The 24,458-nt window shown below is 62.7% G+C and carries 25 protein-coding genes and 1 pseudogene; 15 read left to right on the top strand and 11 right to left on the bottom strand.

What is annotated here, in order from left to right:
- Positions 1-23: 23 nt before the first annotated feature.
- On the bottom strand, positions 24-524 hold the full coding sequence (locus AC1DWF_RS00745) for a peptide deformylase (protein ID WP_476787739.1): 501 nt from the start codon (positions 522-524) through the stop codon (positions 24-26).
- Positions 525-610: 86 nt separating this feature from the next.
- Positions 611-1,048, bottom strand: a complete 438-nt coding sequence (locus AC1DWF_RS00740) for an Lrp/AsnC family transcriptional regulator (protein ID WP_476787738.1) — start codon at positions 1,046-1,048, stop codon at positions 611-613.
- Between the two features lie 130 nt (positions 1,049-1,178).
- Here AC1DWF_RS00740 and AC1DWF_RS00735 point away from each other — a divergent pair, with 130 nt between their 5' ends.
- On the top strand, positions 1,179-4,235 hold the full coding sequence (locus tag AC1DWF_RS00735) for an aminotransferase class III-fold pyridoxal phosphate-dependent enzyme (protein ID WP_476787737.1): 3,057 nt from the start codon (positions 1,179-1,181) through the stop codon (positions 4,233-4,235).
- A gap of 116 nt (positions 4,236-4,351) precedes the next feature.
- Complete coding sequence (locus AC1DWF_RS00730) at positions 4,352-5,365, top strand: amino acid ABC transporter substrate-binding protein (protein WP_476784494.1); 1,014 nt, start codon at positions 4,352-4,354, stop codon at positions 5,363-5,365.
- Positions 5,366-5,442: 77 nt separating this feature from the next.
- Here the strand turns inward: AC1DWF_RS00730 and AC1DWF_RS00725 are convergent, their stop codons facing one another.
- Positions 5,443-5,931, bottom strand: a complete 489-nt coding sequence (locus tag AC1DWF_RS00725; protein WP_476784495.1) for a RidA family protein — start codon at positions 5,929-5,931, stop codon at positions 5,443-5,445.
- A 196-nt stretch (positions 5,932-6,127) separates the two neighbouring features.
- On the opposite strand from AC1DWF_RS00725, the gene AC1DWF_RS00720 reads away from it, so the two are divergent.
- Entirely contained in the window at positions 6,128-6,817 is a 690-nt protein-coding gene (locus AC1DWF_RS00720) for a TetR/AcrR family transcriptional regulator (protein WP_476784496.1), read from the top strand.
- A gap of 64 nt (positions 6,818-6,881) precedes the next feature.
- On the opposite strand, the gene AC1DWF_RS00715 is transcribed toward AC1DWF_RS00720, so the two are convergent.
- The 4 genes from AC1DWF_RS00715 to AC1DWF_RS00700 all read right to left on the bottom strand — a co-directional run bounded on the left by AC1DWF_RS00715 (position 6,882) and on the right by AC1DWF_RS00700 (position 10,915).
- Entirely contained in the window at positions 6,882-7,958 is a 1,077-nt protein-coding gene (locus tag AC1DWF_RS00715) for an HlyD family secretion protein (RefSeq protein WP_476784497.1), read from the bottom strand.
- Positions 7,959-7,964: 6 nt separating this feature from the next.
- A complete protein-coding gene (locus AC1DWF_RS00710; RefSeq protein ID WP_476841383.1) occupies positions 7,965-9,650 on the bottom strand; it encodes an MFS transporter in 1,686 nt (561 codons plus the stop codon).
- A 9-nt stretch (positions 9,651-9,659) separates the two neighbouring features.
- Positions 9,660-10,103, bottom strand: coding sequence for a MarR family winged helix-turn-helix transcriptional regulator (locus AC1DWF_RS00705; RefSeq protein ID WP_476785107.1), 444 nt, complete (start codon positions 10,101-10,103; stop codon positions 9,660-9,662).
- A gap of 152 nt (positions 10,104-10,255) precedes the next feature.
- On the bottom strand, positions 10,256-10,915 hold the full coding sequence (locus tag AC1DWF_RS00700; protein ID WP_476785113.1) for an ArsR/SmtB family transcription factor: 660 nt from the start codon (positions 10,913-10,915) through the stop codon (positions 10,256-10,258).
- 130 nt (positions 10,916-11,045) lie between these two features.
- Between AC1DWF_RS00700 and AC1DWF_RS00695 the strand changes: the two genes are divergently transcribed.
- A complete protein-coding gene (locus tag AC1DWF_RS00695; RefSeq protein WP_476785108.1) occupies positions 11,046-11,540 on the top strand; it encodes a DUF2938 domain-containing protein in 495 nt (164 codons plus the stop codon).
- Between the two features lie 92 nt (positions 11,541-11,632).
- On the top strand, positions 11,633-11,971 hold the full coding sequence (locus tag AC1DWF_RS00690) for an ArsC family reductase (protein WP_476785114.1): 339 nt from the start codon (positions 11,633-11,635) through the stop codon (positions 11,969-11,971).
- On the opposite strand, the pseudogene AC1DWF_RS00685 reads toward AC1DWF_RS00690, so the two are convergent.
- Positions 11,947-12,875, bottom strand: a pseudogene (locus AC1DWF_RS00685) (LysR substrate-binding domain-containing protein). The gene AC1DWF_RS00690 and the pseudogene AC1DWF_RS00685 sit on opposite strands and share 25 nt — an antisense overlap.
- Positions 12,876-12,970: 95 nt before the next feature.
- Between AC1DWF_RS00685 and AC1DWF_RS00680 the strand changes: the two are divergent.
- Positions 12,971-13,180 (top strand): hypothetical protein, encoded by a 210-nt coding sequence (locus tag AC1DWF_RS00680; protein ID WP_476785109.1) that lies wholly within the window; start codon positions 12,971-12,973, stop codon positions 13,178-13,180.
- On the opposite strand, the gene AC1DWF_RS00675 is transcribed toward AC1DWF_RS00680, so the two are convergent.
- Positions 13,177-13,581, bottom strand: coding sequence for an MAPEG family protein (locus AC1DWF_RS00675; protein ID WP_476785110.1), 405 nt, complete (start codon positions 13,579-13,581; stop codon positions 13,177-13,179). The genes AC1DWF_RS00680 and AC1DWF_RS00675 overlap by 4 nt on opposite strands.
- A gap of 172 nt (positions 13,582-13,753) precedes the next feature.
- Here AC1DWF_RS00675 and sbmA point away from each other — a divergent pair, with 172 nt between their 5' ends.
- Positions 13,754-15,031 (top strand): peptide antibiotic transporter SbmA, encoded by a 1,278-nt coding sequence (gene sbmA / locus AC1DWF_RS00670; protein WP_476787736.1) that lies wholly within the window; start codon positions 13,754-13,756, stop codon positions 15,029-15,031.
- A 143-nt stretch (positions 15,032-15,174) separates the two neighbouring features.
- Here sbmA and AC1DWF_RS00665 read toward each other — a convergent pair whose 3' ends face one another.
- Positions 15,175-16,170 (bottom strand): polysaccharide deacetylase family protein, encoded by a 996-nt coding sequence (locus AC1DWF_RS00665; RefSeq protein ID WP_476786924.1) that lies wholly within the window; start codon positions 16,168-16,170, stop codon positions 15,175-15,177.
- A gap of 1,054 nt (positions 16,171-17,224) precedes the next feature.
- Here AC1DWF_RS00665 and AC1DWF_RS00660 point away from each other — a divergent pair.
- The 8 genes from AC1DWF_RS00660 (at position 17,225) to AC1DWF_RS00625 (ending at position 23,648) form a co-directional block, all read left to right on the top strand.
- Entirely contained in the window at positions 17,225-17,890 is a 666-nt protein-coding gene (locus AC1DWF_RS00660) for a tetratricopeptide repeat protein (RefSeq protein ID WP_476786057.1), read from the top strand.
- A gap of 10 nt (positions 17,891-17,900) precedes the next feature.
- Positions 17,901-19,337, top strand: coding sequence for a ribosome biogenesis GTPase Der (gene der, locus AC1DWF_RS00655; RefSeq protein WP_476786056.1), 1,437 nt, complete (start codon positions 17,901-17,903; stop codon positions 19,335-19,337).
- 233 nt (positions 19,338-19,570) lie between these two features.
- Complete coding sequence (locus AC1DWF_RS00650) at positions 19,571-20,758, top strand: cell wall hydrolase (RefSeq protein ID WP_476786055.1); 1,188 nt, start codon at positions 19,571-19,573, stop codon at positions 20,756-20,758.
- A 241-nt stretch (positions 20,759-20,999) separates the two neighbouring features.
- A complete protein-coding gene (locus tag AC1DWF_RS00645; RefSeq protein ID WP_476787530.1) occupies positions 21,000-21,410 on the top strand; it encodes an AtpZ/AtpI family protein in 411 nt (136 codons plus the stop codon).
- Positions 21,411-21,449: 39 nt separating this feature from the next.
- Positions 21,450-22,199 carry a F0F1 ATP synthase subunit A gene (locus tag AC1DWF_RS00640; RefSeq protein WP_476781896.1) on the top strand — a complete coding sequence of 250 codons (750 nt, stop codon included), beginning with the start codon at positions 21,450-21,452 and terminating at the stop codon, positions 22,197-22,199.
- 72 nt (positions 22,200-22,271) lie between these two features.
- Positions 22,272-22,496, top strand: coding sequence for a F0F1 ATP synthase subunit C (locus AC1DWF_RS00635; protein ID WP_476781895.1), 225 nt, complete (start codon positions 22,272-22,274; stop codon positions 22,494-22,496).
- Positions 22,497-22,558: 62 nt separating this feature from the next.
- Positions 22,559-23,158, top strand: coding sequence for a F0F1 ATP synthase subunit B (locus AC1DWF_RS00630; RefSeq protein ID WP_476781894.1), 600 nt, complete (start codon positions 22,559-22,561; stop codon positions 23,156-23,158).
- A 10-nt stretch (positions 23,159-23,168) separates the two neighbouring features.
- Complete coding sequence (locus AC1DWF_RS00625; protein ID WP_476781893.1) at positions 23,169-23,648, top strand: F0F1 ATP synthase subunit B; 480 nt, start codon at positions 23,169-23,171, stop codon at positions 23,646-23,648.
- A gap of 128 nt (positions 23,649-23,776) precedes the next feature.
- On the opposite strand, the gene AC1DWF_RS00620 is transcribed toward AC1DWF_RS00625, so the two are convergent.
- Positions 23,777-24,427 (bottom strand): ribonuclease HII, encoded by a 651-nt coding sequence (locus AC1DWF_RS00620; RefSeq protein WP_476781892.1) that lies wholly within the window; start codon positions 24,425-24,427, stop codon positions 23,777-23,779.
- Positions 24,428-24,458 lie beyond the last annotated feature (31 nt).

Below are 24,458 nucleotides of genomic sequence, written 5' to 3'. Positions count from 1 at the left end.
CACCCGGCCTCTTCGACGGAACTCTAGAGCGCCCGTTGCAGCTTTTCATAGCGCTTGACCAGCCGGTCGCGCTTCAGCTTCGACAATCTCTGGATCCAGAAGATCCCGTCGAGCTGGTCGATCTCGTGCTGGTGGCACACCGCGAGCAGCCCATCGGCCTCCTCAGTCCGCTCGACGCCGTTGAGATCCTGATAGCTGACGCGAACCCGCGCATGCCGCCTGATCTCCTCCGTCACGCCCGGCATCGACACGCTGCCTTCGGTATGCATCAGCATGTCGTCTGACGCCCAGATGATCTTCGGATTGACGTAGGTCCGCGCGCTATCGGCGCCTTCCAGCTGGAGCACGACGACCCGCTTGGCCATGCCGATATGCGGCGCGGTGATGCCGATGCCGGGTGCCGCGCGCATCGTGTCGAGCAGATCGGCGGCGAGCTCGCGAAGGCTTTGGTCGAAGACGGTGATATGTTCGGCGACGAGGCGCAGCCGAGGGTCGGGATATTTCACGATTTGTCGGATCGTCACGTTTCTTCTCCGTCTTGCCGCTGGTCGTACAGTTCACTGGCCAGAAACAATGATCAAACATCAGTGGCGCCGCGAGCCGGTGCCATTCATTCTCGCCGCTCGATATCACGGCGCAGCACGATCAGCGTCGTCAGATCCTGCACGCTATGATGCGTGGCGATGATGTCGCGCAGCGTGTTCAACCGGTCGATGGACGGCACTTCGACCTCGACCATCAGGTCGAGCTGGCCGGTGACAGACGACACCCGCCGCACCTCCGAGTAGCGCGCCAGCTGGTCGAGCACCCCCATCGACGGCGTGCTGACCAGCGTCACCATCAGGAATGCCGACACCAAATTGCTATCCATCTGGCCGATATCGGCGCGGTAGCCGCGGATGACGCCGGTCTTTTCCAGTGCCGCGACGCGTTCGCTGGTCGCACTTCGGGAGAGCCCGATGCGCCCGGCCAAGGTCTTCAGCGGGATGCGCGCTTCCTTCGACAGGATGCCCAGAATGTCCCTGTCCTTGGCGTCGAGTTCCTTCATCGCCTGGTTCCGATCCGTGCCGTTAAAGTGCCGGTCCATGCAGTCATAGTGCCGGTGCAACCGACGCTTTGCCGGATGCCCGATTTTTCGGCCCGTGCCAAGCTTCAATACCAGCAAATTCGGATAGCCCATGACCGACGTGACCCATCCCGCGCCCGCATTCTCTTTTGGAGAGGCCGCCGATTTGGCCGCGAGCCATTTCGGCGTCAGCGGCCGCGTCACCGCGCTCGACAGCGAACGCGATCAGAACTTCAAGCTTTCGGCCGAGGATGGCGCCCTGTGGATCCTCAAGATCGTCAATGCCAGCGAGCCCGCCAGCGAGAGCGAATTCCAGGTCGCGTTGCTCGATCACCTGGCGCGCACCAGCCCGGACGTCGTGGCACCCCGACTCAAGATTTCGCAAAACGGCACGCCGCTCGCTGAGGCCGCTGGTGTTGGTAGCGAGCGCCACGCGTTGCGGCTGGTATCCTGGCTGCCCGGCTTGCCGCTGGCCGAGGTCGAGCGCACGCCCGAACTCCTGGCAAACCTGGGTTCAGCGCTTGGCCGACTCGACCGCGCGCTGCAGGGCTTCATTCATCCCGGCGCCTTGCGCTCGTTCGACTGGGATATTCGCCAAGCCGGTGCCGCGCGCCAGCGCCTGCCACATATCCCTGACGCCGAAGACCGCGCACTTCTACGGCGCCTGCTCGATCATTTCGATGCGGAGGTAGCTCCCCGTCTCGCCGGTTTGCGCGCGCAGGTCATCCACAACGACGCCAACGACTGGAACGTGCTGGTCGATGAGGATGGCCGCGACCGCATCGCCGGCATCATCGATTTCGGCGACGCGCTTTATTCGCCTTTGATCGCCGAAGTGGCCGTCGCTTGCGCCTATTCGATCCTCGACGTCGAAGACCCGATCGGTGCCGCCGCAACGTTGGCAGCCGGCTTCCATGCCGAATATCCGCTGCGTGAAGACGAGCTCGACGTCCTCTTCGACCTCATCGCCATGCGGCTGGTCATCAGCGTCACCTTGTCTGCCGCGCGCAAGGAAAAGACAGGCGACAATCCCTATCTCGCCATATCAGAAGCGCCGGCCTGGCGGTTGCTGCGCCGTCTCGGTGCGATGAATCGTAGGTTCGCCACCGCCATCCTGCGCCACGCCTGCGGTTTTGATGCTGCGCCTGGAGCTGGTGCCATCGCCTGCTGGATCAGTGCCAACCGCAAGAGCCTGGCACCGATCCTCGAGCGCCATCCGGCGACGCTGGTCAAGGCACTGGTGCCCTATGGCGATCCGGCCCATCCGATGACCGTCACCTCCGCTGGACAGCAGCCCGAGAAAGCCACCGCCTGGTGGGATGCCTTTTGCGCCGAAAATGGTGTGGCGCTCGGCATCGGCCCATGGGGCGAGGCGCGCACGGTCTACACTTCAGACATTTTCTGGTCGCGTTTCGTCGAAGGCGCGCGCCGGGTCCATCACCTCGGCCTCGATTTGTTCATGCCCGCCGGCACCAGGGTGTTCACCCCGCTGGCCGCCATAGTGAAAAGCGTGGAGATCGAAGAAGACCCGCTCGGTTATGGCTGCCTCGTTGCTCTCCTTCATGAACCACAGGGCTGCCCGCCCTTCGTCACGCTGTGGGGCCATCTCGGCCATGAAGCGGCGAGGCGGCTTAAAGCCGGCCAGCACCTCCAAGCAGGCGAACTCGTCGGCGAAATGGGCGTGCCGGCAGAAAATGGCGGTTGGGCGCCGCATCTGCATTTCCAGATCTCCGCTGATCCCGACCTCGCCGCCCGCGACATCCTCGGCGTCGGAGAAGCGCGTTATCTCGATGTTTGGCGCGAGCTGTTCCCCGATGCCGCCGACCTTGCCGGCATCCCGCCCGAAACCTTTGTCCAGACCGGCCGGACGCGTCCGGAGATCGTCGCGGCGCGGAAAAACTCGCTTCTGCCCAACCTGTCGATCTCCTATTCCGAGCCGATCAAGTTCGTGCGCGGCGAAGGCGCCTGGCTGATCGACGACCGCGGCCGCGCCTATCTCGACTGCTTCAACAATGTCTGCCATCTCGGCCACGCCCACCCCGACGTCGTCGAGGCCATCGCCCGACAGGCTGCCAGGCTCAACACCAACACGCGCTATCTGCACGACGGTATCGTCACCTACGCCGAGCGCCTGACAGCGACCTTGCCCGAGGGACTGTCGGTTGCGTCCTTCGCCTGTTCAGGCAGCGAGGCCAATTCACTGATGCTGCGCATGGCGCGCACCCATACGGGCCACAGCGAGGCTATCGTGCTCGACTGGGGCTATCACGGCACCACCCAGGAGCTGATCGATCTCAGTCCCTACAAATACAAGCGGAAGGGCGGCAAGGGCCGGCCCGCCCATGTCTTCGAGGCGACCATTCCAGACAGCTATCGCGCGCCCGAGGACTGGCCGGTCGAGGAGCACGCCAAACGCTTTGCCGAAAGCATTGCCGAGCAGATCGCCGACATGGCCAAACAAGGCCGCGCGCCCGGCCTATTCCTGGCCGAATCCATCCCCAGCGTCGCCGGCCAGGTCTTCCTGCCTGAGGGCTACCTCAGGGAAGTCTACGCCATGGTGCGCGCCGCTGGCGGCATTTGCGTCGCCGACGAGGTCCAGGTCGGCTTTGGCCGCGTCGGCTCGCATTGGTGGGCGTTCGAAACCCAAGGCGTCACCCCCGACATTGTCACCATGGGCAAGCCGATCGGCAACGGCCACCCGATGGCAGCCTTAGTCACCACCAAGGAAATCGCCGCCTCCTTCAACAACGGCATGGAGTATTTCAACACCTTCGGCGGCAACCCGGTGTCGTGCGCTGCGGGCCTTGCCGTGCTCGACGTGATCGAGCGCGACGGCCTGCTAGCGAATGCCGCAGAGATCGGTGCCTACCTGGTTTCGCGCTTCAGGGAGATGCAGGCGCGCTACGAGATCATCGGCGATGTCAGGGGCCAGGGCCTGTTCCTCGGCATCGAGCTGGTCACCGACCGCAAGACCAAGGCGCCGGCCACAGCATTCGCCCGCAAGGTCAATGACGGGGCGCGGGCGCGCGGCGTTTTGATCGGCACCGAAGGGCCACATGACAACGTGCTGAAGATGCGCCCGCCGATGATCTTCAGCCGGGCCAATGCCGATCATCTTGTCGGCGTTTTGGAAGAAACCTTCGCAGCGGTGCTGGCCGAAGGGGCATAGCAGACCCGCGCGGGCTCGCGCGGAGGGACTTCACCACAGAGGATTTCACCAACTTCCGGCGTTTACGCGCCGGCGGCAAGCCTAGGCTTTGCCTCGAAACACCAAGGGAGGAAGACATGAAATATACGTGCATCACAGCACTTCTGCTCGGCTCGGCCGTAATGGCCGCACCGGCATCAGCCGACACCCTCGACATCGTCAAGGAGCGCGGCAAGGTCACTTGCGGCGTCAGCCAGGGCGTCACCGGCTTTTCGGCGCCTGACGGTTCCGGCAAATGGTCCGGCTTCGACATCGACTTTTGCCGCGCCGTGGCGGCTGCCGTGCTCGGCGATCCGGAAAAGGTGAGCTACGTCCCGCTCTCCACCAAGGAGCGTTTCACCGCGCTGCAGTCGGGCGGCGTCGACCTGCTGTCGCGTCAGACCACCTGGACCTTGTCACGCGATGCCAGCTTGGGCATCCACTTCGTCGGCACCGCCTATTATGACGGCCAGGGCTTCATGATCCGCAAGGACCTCGGCGTCGACAGCGCGCTCAAGCTTTCCGGCGCCACCGTCTGCGCCGAGCAGGGCACCACCACCGAGCAGAACGTCGCCGACTATTTCAGCGCCAACAAGCTGAAATACGAGCCCGTCGTCATCGATTCCGCCGACGGTATCATCAAGGCTTTCGACGGCGGCCGCTGCGATGTCTACACCACCGATGCCTCCGCCCTTTACGCCCAGCGCCTGAAGCTCACCGATCCGGCCGCCTACACCGTGCTGCCCGAGATCATCTCCAAGGAGCCGCTTGGACCTGCCGTGCGCCAGGGCGACGACAAATGGTTCAACATCGTGCGCTGGACGCTGTTTGCGCTCGTCGAGGCTGAAGAACTCGGCATCAAGAAAGACAACGCCAAAGCCGGCCTGACCTCGGTCAATCCAGCAATCAAGCGCTTCCTCGGTGCTGAAGGCGACAGCGGCCTGCAGCTCGGGCTCGATCCGCGCTGGGCCTACAACGTCGTTTCGACAGTCGGCAATTACGGCGAAATCTTCGAGCGCAACCTTGGTCAGTCGAGCGAGCTCAAGATCGACCGTGGCATCAACGCCTTGTGGAACGCCGGCGGCCTGATGTACGCCCCGCCGGTGCGCTGAGACTTCAAACGCTACGGGGTCGCGCGCCCGCGCGACCCCGCTTCTTTTGCCTTTCTCGCGACCGGGCCAAGAACCCGCTAGTCAAGCACAGCTACGGCCTCCACTTCAAACAGCATGCCGTCGACCGCCAATCTGGGCACCGGGATCAATGTCTGTGCCGGCAGCGCTTCGCCGAACATTTCCTTGACGTTCTGGGTCAGTACCCCAAGCTTGGACATGTCGTGATCGACCACGAACACCGTGAGCTTGGCGACCTGATCCGGCCTTGTCCCAAGCGCATCGAGGGCGGTGCGCAAGTTTGCGTAGGCCTGCTTAACCTGGACAGCGAAGTCGGGCGACAAGCCTCCCGTGCTGTCTTGGCCGCCCTGTCCGGAGATGTAGGCCACCTGGCCTTGGCCGGGCACGATCACCGCCGTGCTGTAGCCGTTCGGCGACGGGTCGTAGAGGTTTGGTGGATTGACGATGGTCAGCTTGCGATCACTTTCTTTAGCTGTCGCCGCAGTCGGAACTGCCATGGTCATGATGATGAGTCCTCCGATAAGCAGATGCTTGATTGCGCGTGACATGATTTTCTCTCGGGCTCCGCGGGCTGCGAGGAACATTGCCTCGCGGCCGGCATGATCGAACTTCGCCCCATTGCCCATGCGATGACTCGCACAATGTGCGATACATTGTATGGTACGGTGTACGAGTCAATCGCCGCGCATCGACATTCCTGACGTTGCCTGCCAAAAACGTGGTTCCGACCAGCGAGGAAGACGAATGGCAGCCAAACCTAGCGGCGCCCGAAGCAAACGGTCTCAACGGACAAGTGAAGGACCTCAGCCCGAGCAGGAGCGGCGCAGTGAACCACCTCTCTCCCGGGAACGTATCGTTGCAACAGCGGTAGAACTGCTGGACGCTCAAGGTCTCGACGGGTTGACGATGCGTCGGCTGGCCGATCGCCTCGGCTCGGGCGTGATGAGCCTATACTGGCACGTCGACAACAAAGAGGATGTCTTTGATCTGGTGCTCGACCATGTGCTCGAATATCGCGCATCGCCGCAAATCGCTCAGTCTCAAGACTGGCGCGGAGATGTCGTTCATATGCTCGAAGACTGGCGCGCCAGCATGCTGCGCCATCCCTGGTCGGCATCGCTGTTGCCGCGCCGGGCGCTCGGCCCGAGCATTCTCGGTCGGCTGGAACTGCTGAGCAAGATCTTGTCCAGGGCCGGTGTGGCGGACGCGGATATGAATGCCGCGATATGGTCGCTGTGGAACTTTGTGATGGGCGCCACCATCACCCGGGCGAGCTTCGACCTCTCGGACGACGACAAGGCCGCTGCACAGCAGCGCCTTGCACGTCTCAGCCACCCGACAATCGAACGCTCCCGGCTGCTGTTGGATGATGATTGGGATGGCGCCTTCCAAAAAGGCCTCGGCTTCCTGCTCGATGGCCTGTTTCCAAGATGAGGCTGAACTGTAGCTTTGGCTCCCGGTCCGCTTATGCGTTTCACCTGGCTGGCGCGATTTTAGTCTAGCGCGCCGCCGCTTCGGCCGTTGGCTGTGAACGCGTGTCGAGGCTGACCACCACCGACATGCCGGGCGACAGCTGTTCGGCTAGCGCCTGGCCGGGGTCGATGCTGATGCGCACCGGCAGGCGCTGCGCCACTTTGGTGAAGTTGCCGGTGGCGTTGTCTGGTCTGAGCACGCTGAACTCAGAGCCCGTCGCCGGTGCGAAACGCTCGACATGGCCGGTCAGCGTGGCATGGCCGAGCGCGTCGACGGTGAAGGTCACCGGCTGGCCGACCTCCATGTTGGCAAGCTGGGTTTCCTTGAAATTGGCCATCACCCAGGTGCGCTTGGGCACCAGGGCCATCAGCTGCGTTCCCGGCGCCACATATTGGCCAAGGCGTGCGCCAACCTCGCCGAGCCGCCCGTCTTCGGGTGCGACAATGCGCGTGTTCTTGAGGTCGATCTCGGCGAGATGCACGGAAGCCTCGGCGCCTGCGACGGCAGCCTCAAGCGACTGGCGCCCGACGATGGTCGACTGCAGGTCCTGGCGTGACACCTCGGCTGCCGCTTCTGCCTGACTGTTGGCGGCGCGCGCCTGTTCGAGTGCCGTGCGCACCTTGTCGGCCTCGCTCAGCGTTGACACGCCGCGCTCGAGCAGCGGCTCGATCCGGCCCCAGCTGGACTGCGCGTTGTCATAGGCAACCTTGGCGGACCCGATTTGCGCCTCGGCCGACTTGACCCGCGCTTCGGCCGAGTGCCGCTGCTGCTCCGAATTGGCCAATGCGGCCTGCTGCGCGGCCAGCGTCGCGCGTGCCTGCTCAAGCTTCTGCACGAAGATGCGGTCGTCGATCTGGACCATAAGCTGGCCTGCCTTGACATCCTGGAAATCCTGCACCGCCACTTCGGCGATATAGCCCGAAAGCTGTGGTGCCAGGATGGTCGCCTGTCCCCGCACATAGGCGTTCTCGGTGACCTCGACAGAACTCTTGAAGGGCGGCAATTGCCAGACATAGAGGATCAGCGTCAGCCCGGCGATGCCAAGCACGATGGCCAGCAGCGTGCTAGCGGAGCGGAGCAGGTGGAGACTTTTCGATAGCATGGCGGTTCACGTGGTGGCTTGGAGTGTGGGAGCGGCCATCCGGTTGCGGACGGCGACGACGGCGATGTGGGCAAAGAGCAAGAACAGCAGCGCGAGAGCGATTGCCGTGATCAGCATGAAGGCGTCGTTGTAGGCGAGCACATAGGCTTCGCGCGTCGCTTGCTGCGACAGCAAGACCAGCCCTTCTGCATTCACCAGGATCTTGTCGGTGATGACCCGGGAGTAGGCCCCGCCGAGCTGGGCGACACGTTGCGCCACGATGGGGTCGGTCAGCGCGATGCGCTCGATCAGCACATTGTGGTGGAATTGTTCGCGGATCGTGACGAAGGTGGTGAAAACGGCCGAACCGAGTAGGCCGCCTAGGCTCTGCGTCGCCAAAAAGACGATGATGAAGCTCAATATGTAGTTCGGCCCCTTCTTGAGCGCCGACATCAGTCCGCTCTTCATGGCTGGCGGCAGGATCAGCGCGCCGGCAAAGGCGATCAGCGCCTGGCTGTAGTAGACCTGTTCCGGCCGCGTCAGGTTGGTGGCGCGGCTGTCCAGGTAGGCGCCCACCGCAATCATGATCAGCGCCGCGATATGGATGCGCTCCTCCTTGCCGTGCTTCATGAGCATGGCGCAGGTCAGGCCGCCGGCGACGGATGCGACGAGGATGACGCCGTAGACGAAGCGCGTCTGGTCGTTGCTCATGCCCAGGGCCTGGAACAGGCTGGAGGCCCCGAGCGCCTGTTCAGACAGTACAAGCCGGAACATCAGCAAGACCCCGGTGAAATGCAGGATCGGCGGGCTTGCCAGCCAGCGAATGTCGAGCAGCGGGTTCTTGCGGTTCAGTTCGATGACGGCGGCAATGGTGATGCACACCACCGCTAGCGCTAGCAGCATGCCGATCCATGGCGCTTCCAGCCACCAGTAAAGCCGCCCGAGCACGAGCACGATCGCCGTCGAGCCGAAACCGACCGCGATCAGCAGGTAACTCACCACATCGAGCTTCTCGATCACCTTGGCGCGCGGCTGCGGCGCCAGTGGCAAGGCATAGACCAGGGCAAAGGCAACCATCGCCATGCCGAGTTCGAACATGGTCACGGCATGAAATCCGCCAAGGTCGAACAGGGAAGGGGAGATCAGCCGCGCCAGCGGTGCGCTCAGCGTGATCGCGGTCAGCGCCATCGGCAGCCCGATGTTGAGCTTCTTCTCGGGCGGGAACGATTCCAGCATGTAGAGGAAGGCGAGCGACGACATCGGGGCCGCGACGATGCCGCTCATGAAGCGCACGATCAGCGCCGATTGCAGGTCGCTGATGAACAGATTGAGCACGCAAGCGATGACGAAGCCGAGGATGCTGAGCTCGGCGAAATTGCGCAGACCGTATTGCGTCCTGATCTTGATCAGGGCGAGCGACAGCGACACGTTGGGCGCCATATAGGCGGCGACCAGCCATGTCGTCTCATTGACGGTTGCGCCGATCGAGCCCTGGATCTGCGGAATGTTTGCGGAAACGAGGTTCATGCCGAGCCCTTGCGCCAGGCTCAGCATGACGGATGCGCTGATATAGGCCGCTGCCATCAGCGGCGGCTTGGGCACGAAGGCAGGCGGCGCGGGCGTTGCAGGCGCGGGCGCCGGTACAGAGGTGTCGGCCGACTGCGGCTCCGCTGTCTCGTCGCGGTCCTCGTCTGGATCTGCTGATTGCTGCATCTCCGCCACTCAGTCTTCGGCGGCCTCGCCGATGTTGCGGCTTAGAATGCTTAGCACGCGCGTCGCGCTCTCGATATCGGCGTCGTCGACGCCCGCCAGGACCTGGCTGCGCAGTTCTTCGACATAGGCGATCATGCCATCGGTTTCGCGCCGGGCGGCGGGCGTGAGGAAGATTCGCTTGGCGCGGCGGTCGTCGTCGGTGGTGCAGCGCACCACCAGCCCCTTCTTTTCCAGCCCGTCGAGAAGCCCGACAAGCGACGGCTGCTCGATATGCATCAGCTCGGCGAGCTCCGCCTGAGTGTCGCCTTCGCGCTCGGCGATCTGCATCAACAGCCGGGCGCGCGCCAAAGTCAGCCCGCGCTTCTTCACCCGGGCGTCGAACATCGTCCGCAGCTTGCGGTTGACCTTCAGAAGTTCATCGAAGAATGCGCTCTTCAGGACGTCGGCGCTCATCGCATTTCCTGTCACTTAGGATGAATATAATTAGCTTCCTATGTAATTAGATTGAACGCATGTTGCAAGAGCCGCTCCATCGCTTCGGACGAGGTCAGCATGGGACGCGGCCGGCCGCGATTTCAGCTGCACCGCATGGAGATAGGATTGACCTACGTCGCCGTCTCGACGTGCAGTCCGGCAGCCTTCCAGTCCGGGAAGCCATCCTTCAGGCGGCTTGCTTGCCAACCTTTCGCGCGCAAGGCCGCAACGGCGTCGACGGAGAGGATGCAATAGGGGCCTCGGCAATAGGCCACGATCTCCTGATCCGCCGGAAGTTCGGCGAACCGGCGCTCGAGTTCATCGGCAGGGATGTTGATCGCGCCGGGCAGATGCCCCAGCGCGAATTCCTCAGGCGAGCGAACATCGAGCAGTGTGATGCTGCCTTCCTGCATCCGTGCCAGCAGCTCTGCTGACGAGATCGCTTCCAGCCCTTCGCGCAGGCCAACACTGTCGGCGACGAGTTGGTGGATTTCCGAGCGGTTGTGTTCCGCGTGGTGCCTGAGCGCTGCGAGCAGGGGCAGGATCGGCCCGTTTCCCAGGCGATACAGCACATGCTTTCCGTCCCGTCGGGGCTGCACGAAACCGGCGCGCCTGAGCTGTTGCAAGTGCTGCGAAGCATTGGCGATGGACAGGCCGCAAAGCTCGGCCAGCCGCTCCACCGAACGTTCGCCCTGGGCGATGTGCTCGAGCAGCATCAGCCGGTGGCCGTTACCAAGCGTTCGGGCGAGTTCGGCGATGTCGGCGAAGATCTGGGTTTCCGCTGATGTCATTGACACGAAGCTAGCATTCCTCCATCAATCAATCAATTAAGTTATGTAATGATGCGCTGCGCGGAGATGCGAAGCCGCCAGGGGCGGCAGGCAATCCTCGACAGGCCGCCAATGAAAGCAGGTAAGTGCAGTGCTGGAAATCCTTGGAAGCGCGGTCTTGATCGGCGTCGGCGCAACGATCGTGATGGACCTCTGGGGCGTGTTCCTGAAGCGCTGCTTCGGCATCCCTTCGCTCAATTTCGCGATGGTCGGCCGCTGGATCGGCCATTTCCCGCGCGGCCGCTTCGTGCATGACGCCATCGCTCAGGCGTCGCCCGTTCGCGGCGAGGGTGTCATCGGCTGGAGTGCCCACTATGCCATCGGTATCGTCTTCGCGGGCTTTCTGCTCTCAATGTGGGGCCTCGATTGGGCGCGTCAACCGACACTGCTGCCGGCACTGATCGTCGGCGTGGCAACAGTCGCAGCCCCGTTCTTCATCATGCAGCCTGGCATGGGGGCTGGCTTCGCCGCGTCGAAAACACCCCGGCCAAACGTCGCGCGGCTGCGCAGCTTGGCAACGCATACGGTCTTTGGTTTCGGCCTTTACGTCTCGGCCCTGCTGCTTGCCAAAACAGGCATCATATAGGAAGAAAATCGCATCTGAATTGGCCGAGTCGGAGCTCACCGCAGGCCTGTCGCGCGGAGGCGAACTTGCCCATCACCCAGAACCGTCCGACCATGTACGGGATCAAGAACTGCGACACGATCAAGAAGGCGCGCACCTGGCTCGAAGGCCATGGTCTCGCTTACGAGTTCCACGACTACAAGGCTTCAGGCATCGACCGCGAGCGGCTTGAAAAATGGGTCGGGGAATTCGGCTGGGAGACCGTGCTCAACCGCGCCGGCACCACCTTCAAGAAGCTGCCCGATGCCGACAAGGCCGGCCTCGACGCAAACACGGCCATCGCCCTGATGCTCGCCCAGCCTTCGATGATCAAGCGTCCCGTGCTCGACCTCGGCGAGCGCCGCATCGTCGGCTTCAAGCCCGAGATCTACGACGCTGCCTTCCCAGGCTGAGCCGAGCCAAACCGCGCCATGGTCGCTGTGATCTCTTCGCTCAACCAATCTGAGAAATCCCTGACCTTGCGCGGCGCACGTTCGGCAGCCTGCGTCACCAGATAGTAGCCGAGCCCGCTCGCCACCGTGATGCCGAGGGCGCCACCAGCCGCCCGTCGGCGAGCGCATCGGCGGCAAGCAGCTGCCAGGCCAGCGCCACGCCCTGGCCGGCGATCGCCGCGTCGATGCCGAGGATCGGGTCGGTGAAGGACGGCCCCGCCGGCAGCACCGGGGAGGGCGCAAGCCCCGCCGCCTCGAACCAGCGCTCCCAGCTGATCATCGTGCTCTCGTCGGCGATGACGGGAAGTTGGGCGATGTCGGCCGGCTGCTTCAGCTTCACCGCAAGTGCGGGCGCGCAGACAGGAAACACCTCCTGCGCCAGCAGTAGCTGGGCCCGCACGCCGGGCCATTTGCCGTCGCCCATGCGGATCGCCAGGTCGACGTCGGAATGGCCGAGATCGACAAGCCCGGTCGAGGCGTCGATCCTGAGTTTCAAATCGGGAAAGCGCTGGTTGAAGCGAGCAAGCCTCGGCACCAGGAAGCGCGAGGCGAATGCGGGTGCCACTGACACCACCAGCATCTTCGAACTCGCCTCGTCGGCAAGGGCGACCGCGCGTGCAAGCTCTTGGAATCCCGACGTCAGCCGGCGCGTGAATTCCGTCCCGAAGCTGGTCAGCACCAGCCCCGAGCCGCTGCGCCGAAAAACCGCGCGACCGAGCTGGCGTTCGGTGCGGGTGATCTGCTGGCTCACCGCGCTCACCGAAACGCCCAGTTCCTCGGCGGCCTTGACCCGCGAGCCGCCGCGCGCCACGCTCTCCACCGCGCGGAGCCCGTTGAGGTGGACGCGATTGAGGTTGGAATTCAAGATTTTCTAAACTCCAGCCGCCAAGTTCTTGATTGAAAGACTGGGGGATTGTAGCGATTTTTGAATGAGAGGATCAACGCCTTAGGAGAAGGCAAATGAAGATTTTCTCAAGTTTGCATGCTCTGCTGTTTGCTCCGCCGTCCAGCCCTGAGTCCGAGCGCGAACGCTTTCTTGGCTGGATGCGCGATCCGCTGTCTCATCCCGACATCGAGCGCATGGATGCCCGCGAGCTTGGCGACCTGCCGTTCAACCCAGGTTTTCGCCGTTCCTTGCCTGCGTTGGGTGAGAGAGCCTGCCGCGCCTAAAGCAGCATGACCGCATGGCCGAGCACGCCGAGCGCCGCTGCCACAAGCGTCAGTATGCTGAGGCCAAAGCCGGTCGCCCGTTGCCATTGCTGCCCGCGCGGGTGGGTGAAATGCCAGGCATGGACGGCGCGGCCGAAAGTGAACACCAAGCCCAGCACATGGATAGCCGCCGCCGGCGCGCCCAGTGCCGCGGCAAGCCCAAGCAGGATCAGCATCACAGGCACGTTTTCGATGGCGTTGGCATGGCCGCGCATCGTGCGGCCGAGATGCTCGATCCCGCCGTCACCGATCAGCACCATGTGCTTTCGCCTGACCAGTGCCGTCGCCATCGTCAGCCACAACAGAATGAAGGTGTTCAGCGCGGCGTAGAGCCCGGCTGCGGCAAAGGCTGACTGGTTCATCTCGTCCCCGGATTTTGTAAATGACCAAACTGTAATATTCAGGTGCGGAAAATCGCCACGATCCGGCACGCATTGCAACAACCGGCCGCCGCCGGGGATTCCCTTGTGTCGCGAAGTGTGACTTCATGCGGCCAATTGGCAATGCCGCCGTCTCCGAAAGGAACCCGGGACCGTGTTCGTATCCTTCTTCCCGCAGCCGAAGCTGTTTTTCTCCTCGGCCGCCCTCTGGAGCCTTGCGCTTGTTCTTTTCTGGTTCTTCGGTGGGGCGCAGCTCGGCGCTACCGTCGGCCTGCCGCCCGCGGCTGCAGGCGTCCCACCGATTATCGGCATCTCGGTGTTCTGGTCGCCGCCCTTCTTGTGGTTCTACATCTATTTTGTGGCCGGCGTTCTGCTGTTTTACGCTTTCTGGAACTGGTATTCGCCCCATCCCTGGCAGTCCTGGTCAATCCTCGTCACCTCCGTCATCCTTTTCATGATCTACTTCAACGTCCAGGTCAGCGTGGCGGTGAACAACTGGTACGGACCCTTCTTCGACTACGTTCAGGGCCTGATGGCCGGGACGGCCAACTCGACCAATGCCGAGTTTTATCAGGGGGCTGCCAGCTTCGCGTGGCTGGCGCTGATCGGTATGAATGTTTCAGTCGTCAACGCATTTATCGTCCAGCATTGGATATTCCGCTGGCGAACGGCGATGAACGGCTACTTCGTGGAAAACTGGAGCAAGCTTCGCCACATCGAAGGWGCCTCGCAGCGTATCCAGGAGGATACGATGCGTTTCGCTCAGATCATGGAGGATCTGGGGGCGAGTTTTGTCGCGTCGATCATGACGCTGATCGCCTTCCTGCCGGTCTTGATCGAGTTGGAAAAGCATATCACCGAGTTGCCGATCATCGGCGCGGTTCCACACCCGCTCCTTGTCGCGGCAATCGGTTGGTGCGCGCTTGGAACGCTGTCGGTCATGCTCGCCGGCATCAAGCTGCCCGGTCTGCAGTTCCGCAATCAGCGTGTCGAGGCAGCCTACCGCAAGGAATTGGTTTATGGCGAGGACCATGCTGACCGCGCCCAGCCCGCAACCACAAGCGAGCTTTTCGACAATGTGCGCCGCAACTACTTCCGGCTCTATGCCCACTACATCTACTTCAACGTCGTCCGCTACACCTACCTGCAAGCCGACAACATATTCTCCTTCATCATCCTCGGGCCGTCGATCGTCGCACACAAGATCACGCTTGGCCCGATGAACCAGATTTCGAATGCCTTCGGGCGTGTTACGGGATCGCTGCAGTTTCTGCTCAATTCCTGGTCGACCATCGTCGAATTGCAGTCGGTGCATAAGCGCCTGCGCGCCTTTGAGGCGACGCTTTCGGGCGAACCGCTGCCCGATATCGACAAGCGCTATCTCGATCGTGAAAAGGCTGGCCTGCGGCCGGAAGATCAGCCGGTGGCGTGATCGGAATAGCGTAGCCGCCGACGTCTCCCTCCCCCTTGTGGGGAGGGGTAAGGGGTGGGGGTCATTTGGCCCCATTAGCTCGCAGGGTTACCCCCACCCTCGATCCCCCCACAAGGGGGAGGGAGGTTCGGACTACTCCGCCTTCACCCGCCGGTCTGCACCGGCGCAGCCTCGTTCTGCCGCGCCACATAGTCGGCATAGCTGATGCATTCGACATCGGTCTTGACGCAGACCTCGCCGGCGAAACGCTCCAGCGCGCGCCAATAGGCGCCATCATTCATCAGCGTGAAGTGAAAGCCGATCTGCAGCGGAATGCGCCCGCCCGCATATTGCTTTTCGAAAGCCGCGTCGAACGCGTCATAGGCGCGGGTCTCGTATTTGGCAGCCTCTTCGGGTTTGTCTATGCCGCCCGAATGGCGAACGAACAGATTGTAGTCCATCGCAATGATCTTCCGTTCCGACGGTCCCTCGGGAATCAGCGGCAGGGCAAACTCCATCATGTTGCCGTCGAGCTTCGGTTCTTCCGGCCCGCGCGACACCCCACTCGCATTATAGGCAAAGCCCTTGTCGTGCAGCGCTGCCGTCAACCCCTTGCTGTCGGAGAGATAGGGCGCGCGAAATCCCTTCACCGAGGCCGCAATCTGCGCCCAGTCGGCTGGCTCGGGCGAAATGCCGTTGATCTTGTAGGCGTCGCGCATGACAGTCGAAAACGCGTCGAACTCCTTGGTCCACTCCGCCTTGCTCCATTTGCCGCCGTCGAAATGGCCGCAGGCGTGGCTGGCGATGTCGTGGCCCTCGGCAGCGGCGAGGTTGATCTGGCCAAGCCGGTCGACCACTTCCTGCTTGTCCGAGGCAAAGCCGACATTCGACCTGCCTGCCGATTTTCCGGGCGCGAGATATTCGCCGCGCGTTTCGCGCGACAGCAAGAAGACGCAAGACAGGAAATAGGTGAAGCGAGCTCCGGTGCGCGCCGCAAGCTCGCGGCTGCGCTGCCATTGCGCTAGGTCGTGCGCGCCGTCGAAGGAGATCAGCACCACCTGCGGCTTCTTGACGTCCTCGACCTTGGGGGCAGGCCCCGCCATCGCCGGAAAAGCGGCCAGCGACGCGGACAAAAGGGCACTCAGGAACGCTTTGGACATTTTCAGGTAACTGCTGCGCAATTTCAGGGGATTTGGTGACGTCGGGCGTTAGCCGCCAAATGTGGCACGTCTGCGTTCGGCATGGAATGCGACATGCGGCTGCCGGCGCTTGGGGGCGGGCAGGTTCGGCGTGGAATGGTTCTCCACGGTTGCTGGCATTTTCAGCGCCTTGGCTCGTCTTCAACGTAGTGATCCTTCCCCTCTGGTCCTGAGCTTGTCGAAGGGGCCGGCCATCTCCCCCACAAGGAGGGAGATTAGTCTCGTCGCCGGCAGCGCGCGTCCTGCAACATCGTAGGGATAAGTCTTGCGATTTTGGCGATTAGCTGCGGCGCGCCGATGACGGCGTGATCTCCCTCCTTGTGGGGGAGATGGCCGGCCCCTTCGACAAGCTCAGGACCAGAGGGGGGTGCGAAGGATCGCGACCTGTAGGATTGGCCTCATAAGGCGACATCCAGCTGTCACCATCTGTCAGCAACCACCGTGGATAGCCGTCCCCATTTCTCCACGCCCTTCCAACCTCCCGTATCATCATCCTCGCGATCTTCCACGGGACCCCGGTGCGCACCGGGCAGCGGGGGGAAGCGTCGGTGCCGGGCTGGCAGGAGGTCGGATCTCCTGCTGGGTGATGAGCCCCCAAGCCCGGGCCTTGCGGCGGCTGGCGGTGAAAGCCGAGGCGACTGAGCGGGGCAAGAACACCGAGCGGGGCGCGAACGTCGCGCCATACAATCATTATCGGAAGGCACGGCCTCGCGCCCCGCTTCCCGAACTTTTCATGAGCAATAGCCAGACCGGAAACGGGGCGTGGCGGTGAATAAGCTTGGCTCCTTCGCCCCGTTTACGGGGAGAAGGTGCCGGCAGGCGGATGAGGGGCGGCGCGAACTTGCAATATTTAGTGCTGCCCCTCACCCGGCCCTCCGGGCCACCCTCTCCCCGTAAACGGGGCGAGGGGAACCCACACCCACCGAATTTCCACCCGGCCCCCTTCCATGCCGGCAAAATTCCGTTAAAACGCAGGCTCAGAACGGGCCCCGAGGGGCGAAGGTGGTTGGATAGTATGTCGGACGACAGTTTCTTTCGTGAGGTGAACGAGGAAATTCGCCATGAACGGGCGAAGGCCCTGTGGGATCGTTATGGCCCCGCAGCCATCGTCGTCGCCGTGCTGGTCGTCATCGGCACAGGCATGTTCGTCGCTTGGGAATATTGGCACGAAAAAAGCGCCAACCAGTCCGGCGATCAGTTCTCGCAGGCCCTCACGCTCGCCAATTCCGGAAAGGCCGACGAGGCGCTCGCCGCTTTCGACGCACTGGAAAAGGACGGCTACGGTGCCTATCCGCTGTTGGCTCGCATGCGTGCGGCAACCGTCCAGGCTGACAAGGGTGACTTCAAGGCCGCCATTGCCGGCTTCGACGAAGTGGCCGCCGACACCTCGATCCCGAGCGTCCTCCGCGACATCGCGCGCCTGCGCGCAGCTCTGCTTCTGGTCGACCACGGTTCTTATGCCGATGTGTCGAGCCGCGTCGAGACGCTGACCAACGACACCAACCCGCTGCGTCATTCGGCTCGCGAAGCACTTGGCCTTGCAGCCTGGAAGGACGGCAAGCTCACGGATGCGCAGAAGCTTTTCGAGCAGATTTCCTCCGACGACGGCGCTCCGCGCAACGTGCGTCAGCGCTCCAACCTCCTGGCCGAACTGATCCGCGGTTCCGGCAACGCGTCGTGATGCGGGTCTGATGGCTTTCAAGATCGCCATAATCGGCCGACCGAACGTTGGCAAATCCACGCTTTTCAACCGCCTGGTTGGAAAGAAGATCGCCCTTGTCGACGACACGCCGGGCGTGACGCGCGACCGCCGCGTCCATCCGGCCAAGCTCTATGACCTCGTCTTCGACGTCATCGATACGGCCGGTTTCGAGGATGCGGCCGCTGCGACCCTCCAGGGTCGGATGCGGGCGCAGACCGAGATCGCCATCCACGAAGCCGATCTCATCTTCTTCATGGTCGACGCCAAGGCTGGCCTGACCCCTGACGACCGCACCTTCGTCGAGATCGTTCGCCGCTCAGGCAAGCCGGTGGTGCTCGTCGCCAACAAGGCCGAGGCGCGCGGTGCCGAAGGCGGTGCGCTCGAGGCATGGGAACTCGGTATCGGCGAGCCGGTGCAGATCTCGGCCGAACATGGCCAGGGCATGCCAGACCTGCGCGACGCCGTTGTCGAGGCACTCGGCAGGGAACGTGTCTTTGCCGATGACGAGGACGACGCAGACGACATCGCCGAAAGCGACGTGCTGATTGGCGAGGATATCGCCGATCCCGACGCCGAGGATGTCCATGCCTATGACGAGACCAAGCCGCTCAGGATCGCGGTTGTTGGCCGTCCGAATGCTGGCAAGTCGACGCTGATCAATACGCTGCTCGGCGAAGAGCGCCTTTTGACCGGGCCCGAAGCCGGTATCACCCGCGATTCGATTTCGGTCGACTGGGAGTGGCACGGCCGCAACATCAAGATGTTCGACACCGCTGGCATGCGCCGCAAGGCCAGGGTCCAGGAAAAGCTCGAGAAGCTGTCGGTGCAGGACGGCCTGCGCGCCATCCGTTTTGCCGAGATCGTCATCATCGTGCTCGACGCGACGATCCCGTTTGAAAAGCAGGATCTGCAGATCGCCGACCTGATCATCCGCGAGGGCAGGGCACCCGTCATCGCCTTCAACAAGTGGGACCTGATCGACAACCCGCAGGAAGCGCTCGCCGAACTGCGCGAGAAGACCGAGCGGCTGTTGCCGCAGGCGCGTGGCCTGCAGGCCGTGCCGATGTCGGCGGAGACCGGTCGCGGTCTGGACAAGCTGATGGACGCGGTGATGAAGACCCACCGGGTCTGGAACAGCCGCGTGTCGACCGGCAAGCTCAACCGCTGGCTCGAAGGCATCCTTGCCCATCATCCGCCGCCCGCCGTCGCCGGCCGCCGCCTCAAGATCAAGTACATCACCCAGGCAAAGACGCGGCCCCCGGGCTTCGTTTTGTCCTGCTCGCGCCCCGATGCGATGCCGCAGTCTTACGTGCGCTATCTCGTCAACAATCTGCGCGAGGCCTTCGACATGCCCGGCGTGCCGATCCGCATGGCGCTGCGCACCTCCGACAATCCCTTTGCCGGACGCGCCAAGAAAAAACGCTGAGAAGTTCAAAGGGCTCGCATCATGCGGGTCCTTGCCACATTGCAGCAACGCCGCATCGACCCGAAAATCAGTTCAGATTTTCGGAAAGTACGACGCGCAAATTCAAGGCGTTAGAGCGTCTTTTGCGCGTCCAAGAGGACGCGCGTCGCTCTAAGGGCGCGCGTTAACGCTCTATCAAGGTTAATGCATCATTTTTCTCTCCAGTAGGGTGTGTTGCGTCCTGGAGAGTTCCCGTGCATCGACGAGTTGTGAAACGGCGGTTTGCTGCTGCCCGCGAGGGTAGACGTTCGTTCCTGGCGCCCGCCGTCGTCGGGCTCGGAATCTGGCTCGGCTTTCCCACCGTCGCCGCCTATCAGGACATGACCAGCCTCGTCTCCGGCCTCGAGGGACAGAGCACGCGCTGGAGCTCTTATGTCGAAAAGTCGGCAGCCGGCTCGGTCCATGCCGCCGAAATGCCTTTCGTCGACGGCATCATTACCGGCCCGATCTCCGGCTCGGGCGTCAAGATCGCCGGCGTAGGCACCGTCTCGTTCCGCGGCAAGAAATTCGGCGCCTCCGATGTGCCTGACGAAGAGCGCGTCGTGCGCGTCGACAAGAAGGGCCGCATCATCCACGTCTCGCGGGTCAATCCGCCGAAGAATTTCACCGCCGGTTCGGTTTTCGAGCGCACCAGTTCATTGCTTCAACCGGCTCTCGACAGCGGCCTCAAGCTGACCTTCGCCAAGCCCGAAATCAAGGGCAAGGAAGTCCAGATCGCAGCGGCTTTCCACGTCAAGGAAACCAAGGCGCGCGTTTCGCCTGGCGTGCCGGCGATGCTGGCGTCCCTGGTCACCAACGACAATGCCGACGTGCTCGCCACCGCCTATGCGCCGGCGGAGCCCGACTACGCTAAGGCCTCGCCGTTCGAGGCCCTGTTGGGGGGCGACGATCAAGCCAATGGCCGCTTCATCCCGCCGATGGGCAAGGGCGACCACTGGTGGCTGGAAAGCCCGTTGCCGGCCAGTGTGTTTTCGAAGGCCGAGCAGACATGCCTCGCCACTGGCATCTATTTTGAAGCGCGCGGCGAATCGCTGCGCGGCCAGGCGGCTGTCGCCCAGGTCATCTTGAACCGCGTGCGCAACCCGGCCTATCCCGACAGCATCTGCGGCGTCGTCTACCAGAACGACGGCTGGTTCAACCGCTGCCAGTTCTCGTTCGCTTGCGACGGCATCAAGGACCGCGTCACCAGCCCATCGCATTACAAGACCGCTCAGGATGTCGCTATGGCGGTGACCGCCGGCAAGATCTTCATCCCGGAAGTCGGCTCGTCGACCCATTATTACGCCAACTACGTCAACCCGGGCTGGGCGCGCGGGATGAAGAAGATGACCAAGATCGGCCTCCACATCTTTTATCGCACCTATGGCGGCGGCTGGAGCTGATCGAGCCCGAGACCCGGCTCCCTGGGTCAAGCGAGTCCCCGATTGCGCGCGGATTCGGCAGGTGATCGCCGACTGAAGGCGTGGGCAGGATGTCGCACTTCGCCAACTCACTGAATTTGCTAGCTAAAATACTTAGTTAGAAGGGTGTCCGCGTGGCTTGACGGGCACCCACCCTCTAACTATGTTGCCGGCGACTTTGAAGCGGACGAACGGATGCGCTCGGACCGGGCGGGAGTTTGCAATGGCCAAGCCATCAGGGCCGGGCGATACTGGAAACGACCGGCCTGAAAATCGAGACGAAAACGACCGCCGCGACGATGAACTCGAGCGCCGCCGGCTCAAGCTTGAAGCAACACTTGCGACAAGACGCCCGGCAAGCCACGAGGGGAAGAACGGTACAGAGTCGAACGGTGTGACCGGCTACGGCCAGGCACTCAAGCTGTCCAGCGAGTTCATCGCCGGGATCGCGGTGGGTGTCGGTCTGGGTTGGATCATCGATCGGCTGGCGGGCACGTCGCCTTGGGGCTTGATCGTGTTTCTGCTGCTTGGCTTCGGTGCCGGTGTGCTCAATGTCCTGCGTTCAGCGGGAATGGTTACGGAAGCCGGCATCAGGTCGGCCGATAAGCGGCCGGACGAGCCGGAAAAGAAATAGTAGCGCTGCAAGGCGCAATTTAGGCGAAGGGGGGCCAGCGTGGCCAACGATCCTATTCATCAGTTTCAGATCTCGAAATTGATTCCGATCGAGATCGGTGGCCTCGATTTCTCCTTTACCAATTCGGCTGCCTTCATGGTCGCTACAGTGGTCTGCGCCGGAGCCTTTCTGTTCCTGACGACGTCGAGCCGCGGCCTGGTGCCGAGCCGCATGCAGTCGGTTTCGGAAATGTCCTACGAATTTGTGGCCTCGATGCTGCGCGACGCCGCCGGCTCGCAAGGCATGCGGTTCTTTCCGTTCGTGTTTTCGCTGTTCATGTTCGTGCTCGTCGCCAACCTGCTCGGCCTGTTCCCTTACTTCTTCACCGTCACCAGCCATCTCATCGTCACCTTCGCGCTGGCGCTGCTGGTCGTCGGCACGGTCGTTGTCTACGGCCTCATGAAGCACGGCTTCGGCTTCTTCAAACTGTTCGTGCCGCAAGGCGTGCCTGGGATCCTGGTGCCGCTGGTGGTGCTGATCGAGGTGATCTCGTTCCTGTCGCGCCCGGTTAGCTTGTCGGTTCGTCTTTTCGCCAACATGCTGGCTGGCCACATCACGCTTAAGGTTTTTGCCGGTTTTGTGACCTCCCTTAGCGCGCTCGGCGCTGTCGGAGTTGCCGGCTCGCTGCTGCCGCTGCTGATGACGGTCGCCATCACCGGTCTGGAAGTCCTGGTCGCGTTCCTGCAAGCCTATGTGTTTGCGGTGCTGACCTGCATGTACCTCAACGACGCCCTGCATCCGGGCCATTGAGCAAGAATTCGTCGGCGGCTTGCCGCCGGTGGGGAAATCGCAACTAAGTTTCGATCCACAAGGAGTTGGACAATGGAAGTAGACGCAGCAAAGGCAATCGGCGCAGGCATCGCCTGCCTCGGCATGGGTGGCGCAGCCATCGGCCTCGGTAGCATTTTCGGTAACTACCTGTCGGGCGCACTGCGCAACCCGTCGGCAGCTGATGGCCAGTTCGGCCGCCTGATTTTCGGCTTCGCCGTGACCGAAGCTCTCGGCATTTTCTCGCTCCTCATCGCCCTGCTGCTCCTCTTCACCTGAGAACCGGCTAAGCGATTGAACCGGCCGCGCGTTGCGGCCGGTAGGATGGACAGGGGAAAGAGATGTTTGTCACACCGGGTTATGCCGAGGAAGTCGCTCCTGCGGCTGGAGCAACTCAGACCGATGCCGGTACCGGGGCTCACACGAGCACGGGCGTTGAGCACGGCGCAAAAGGCGTTTTCCCGCCCTTTGATTCGTCGTCCTATCCTTCGCAGCTCTTGTGGCTCGCGATCACTTTCGGCCTGTTTTATCTCTTCTTGAAAAACGCCGTGCTGCCGCGTGTCGGCGGTATCCTTGAGGTGCGTCGCGATCGCATCGCAGGGGATCTCGACCAGGCCGCCCGGATGAAGTCCGAGGCGGATGCGGCGGTTGCCGCTTACGAGCAGGAGCTTGCCGCGGCGAAAGCCAGGGCAAACGTCATCGGCCTGGAAGCACGCGACGCTGCCAAGGCGGAAGCCGAAGCCAAGCGCAAGGAAGTTGAAGCCGGGCTTGACCAGAAGCTCACCACGGCTGAGGCTCGCATTGCTACCATCAAGGCTAACGCCATGAAGGAAGTGGGCTCCATCGCTGAGGACACCGCTGCGGCGATCGTCCAGGCTCTGGGTGCCGGCAAGGTCGACAAGGCCGACATCGCTGCTGCCGTCAAGGCAGCGGGCAAGTAGGAGCAAGGCCATGGACGCAACATTCTGGGCCACAGTCGCTCTCGTCATTTTCATCGCACTTGTCCTGTACCTGAAGGTGCCGGGCATGCTGTCGAAATCGCTCGATGAGCGTGCCGACCGCATCCGCGCCGAGCTCGAAGACGCACGCAAGCTGCGTGAAGAAGCCCAGCAGCTGCTCGCCGAGTATCAGCGCAAGCGCAAGGAAGCCGAGAAGGAAGCCGCCGACATCGTCGAGTCGGCCAAGCGCGAAGCCAGCCTTCTCGCTGAAGAAGCACACAAGAAGACCGAAGAGTACGTTGCTCGCCGGACCGCGCTTGCCGAGCAGAAGATCGGCCAGGCGGAGCGCGAGGCGGTCAACGAAGTCCGCGCCAGCGCAGTCGACCTTGCGGTCGAGGCGGCCCGCCATATCCTTGGCGGCAAAGTGGACGCCAAGACCAGCACCGAGCTGTTCAAGGGTTCGGTTCAGGAACTGAAGGCCAAGCTCAACTAAGTCGAGCAGGCCAAACGAATATGAAAAAAAGCCGCTGGAATTTCCGGCGGCTTTTTTGTTGCCTGACGGTGAGTTCGTGGAGGCAGTCCGAGGCGAGTGCGTCCTTCGCGCCTCGAAGTTGGGGGCGATCAGTCCCTGAACGGTGCGAAGGAAATGCGGTGCAGGCGAAGCGACGCGCCGTGCTCGACGATCGCGGCGCGATGGCGCGCGGTGGCGTAACCCATGTGGACTTCGAAGCCGTAGCGATTGTCGTTTGAGCCGCAGGCAGACATCATCCGGTCGCGTGTCACCTTGGCGACGATCGAAGCCGCGGCAATGGATTGCGAACGCTGATCGCCCTTGACCAGTGCGCGGCAGGTGCAGGCAAGGCCGGGCGGGACGTCGCGGCCGTCGGCGAGCGCTGATTTGGCAATCATGGGCAGGCCTGCCAGCGCCCGCCGCATCGCTTCGAGACTGGCCTTGCGGATATCGCTTCGGTCGATGCTGTCGGCCGAGACGGATGCGACAGCGACGCCGAGCGCCTTGCTAAGCACTTCGTCAAACAGCTTCTCGCGCTGCACCGCCGAAAGACGCTTCGAATCATCAAGCCCAGCTGGAATGTTGTCGGGGTCAAGCACGACGGCAGCCGCCACGACCGGGCCGGCAAGTGGCCCACGCCCGGCTTCGTCGAGCCCCGCGCATGGCCACAGGCCAGCTGCCATCGCCTTCTTTTCGAAGGCGAAGTCGGGCTTTTCGATGAATTCGAAGAGGGGCGGAGAATCGGAACGCGGTCGAGCCATATTGCGGCGATGCTCGCATCGGCTCCGATTC

It is taken from the genome of Aminobacter sp. P4_D5 (assembly GCF_056401815.1).
The sequence above is the reverse complement of the archived record's forward strand: the minus strand, read 5'-3'. Positions and strand labels throughout refer to the sequence as shown.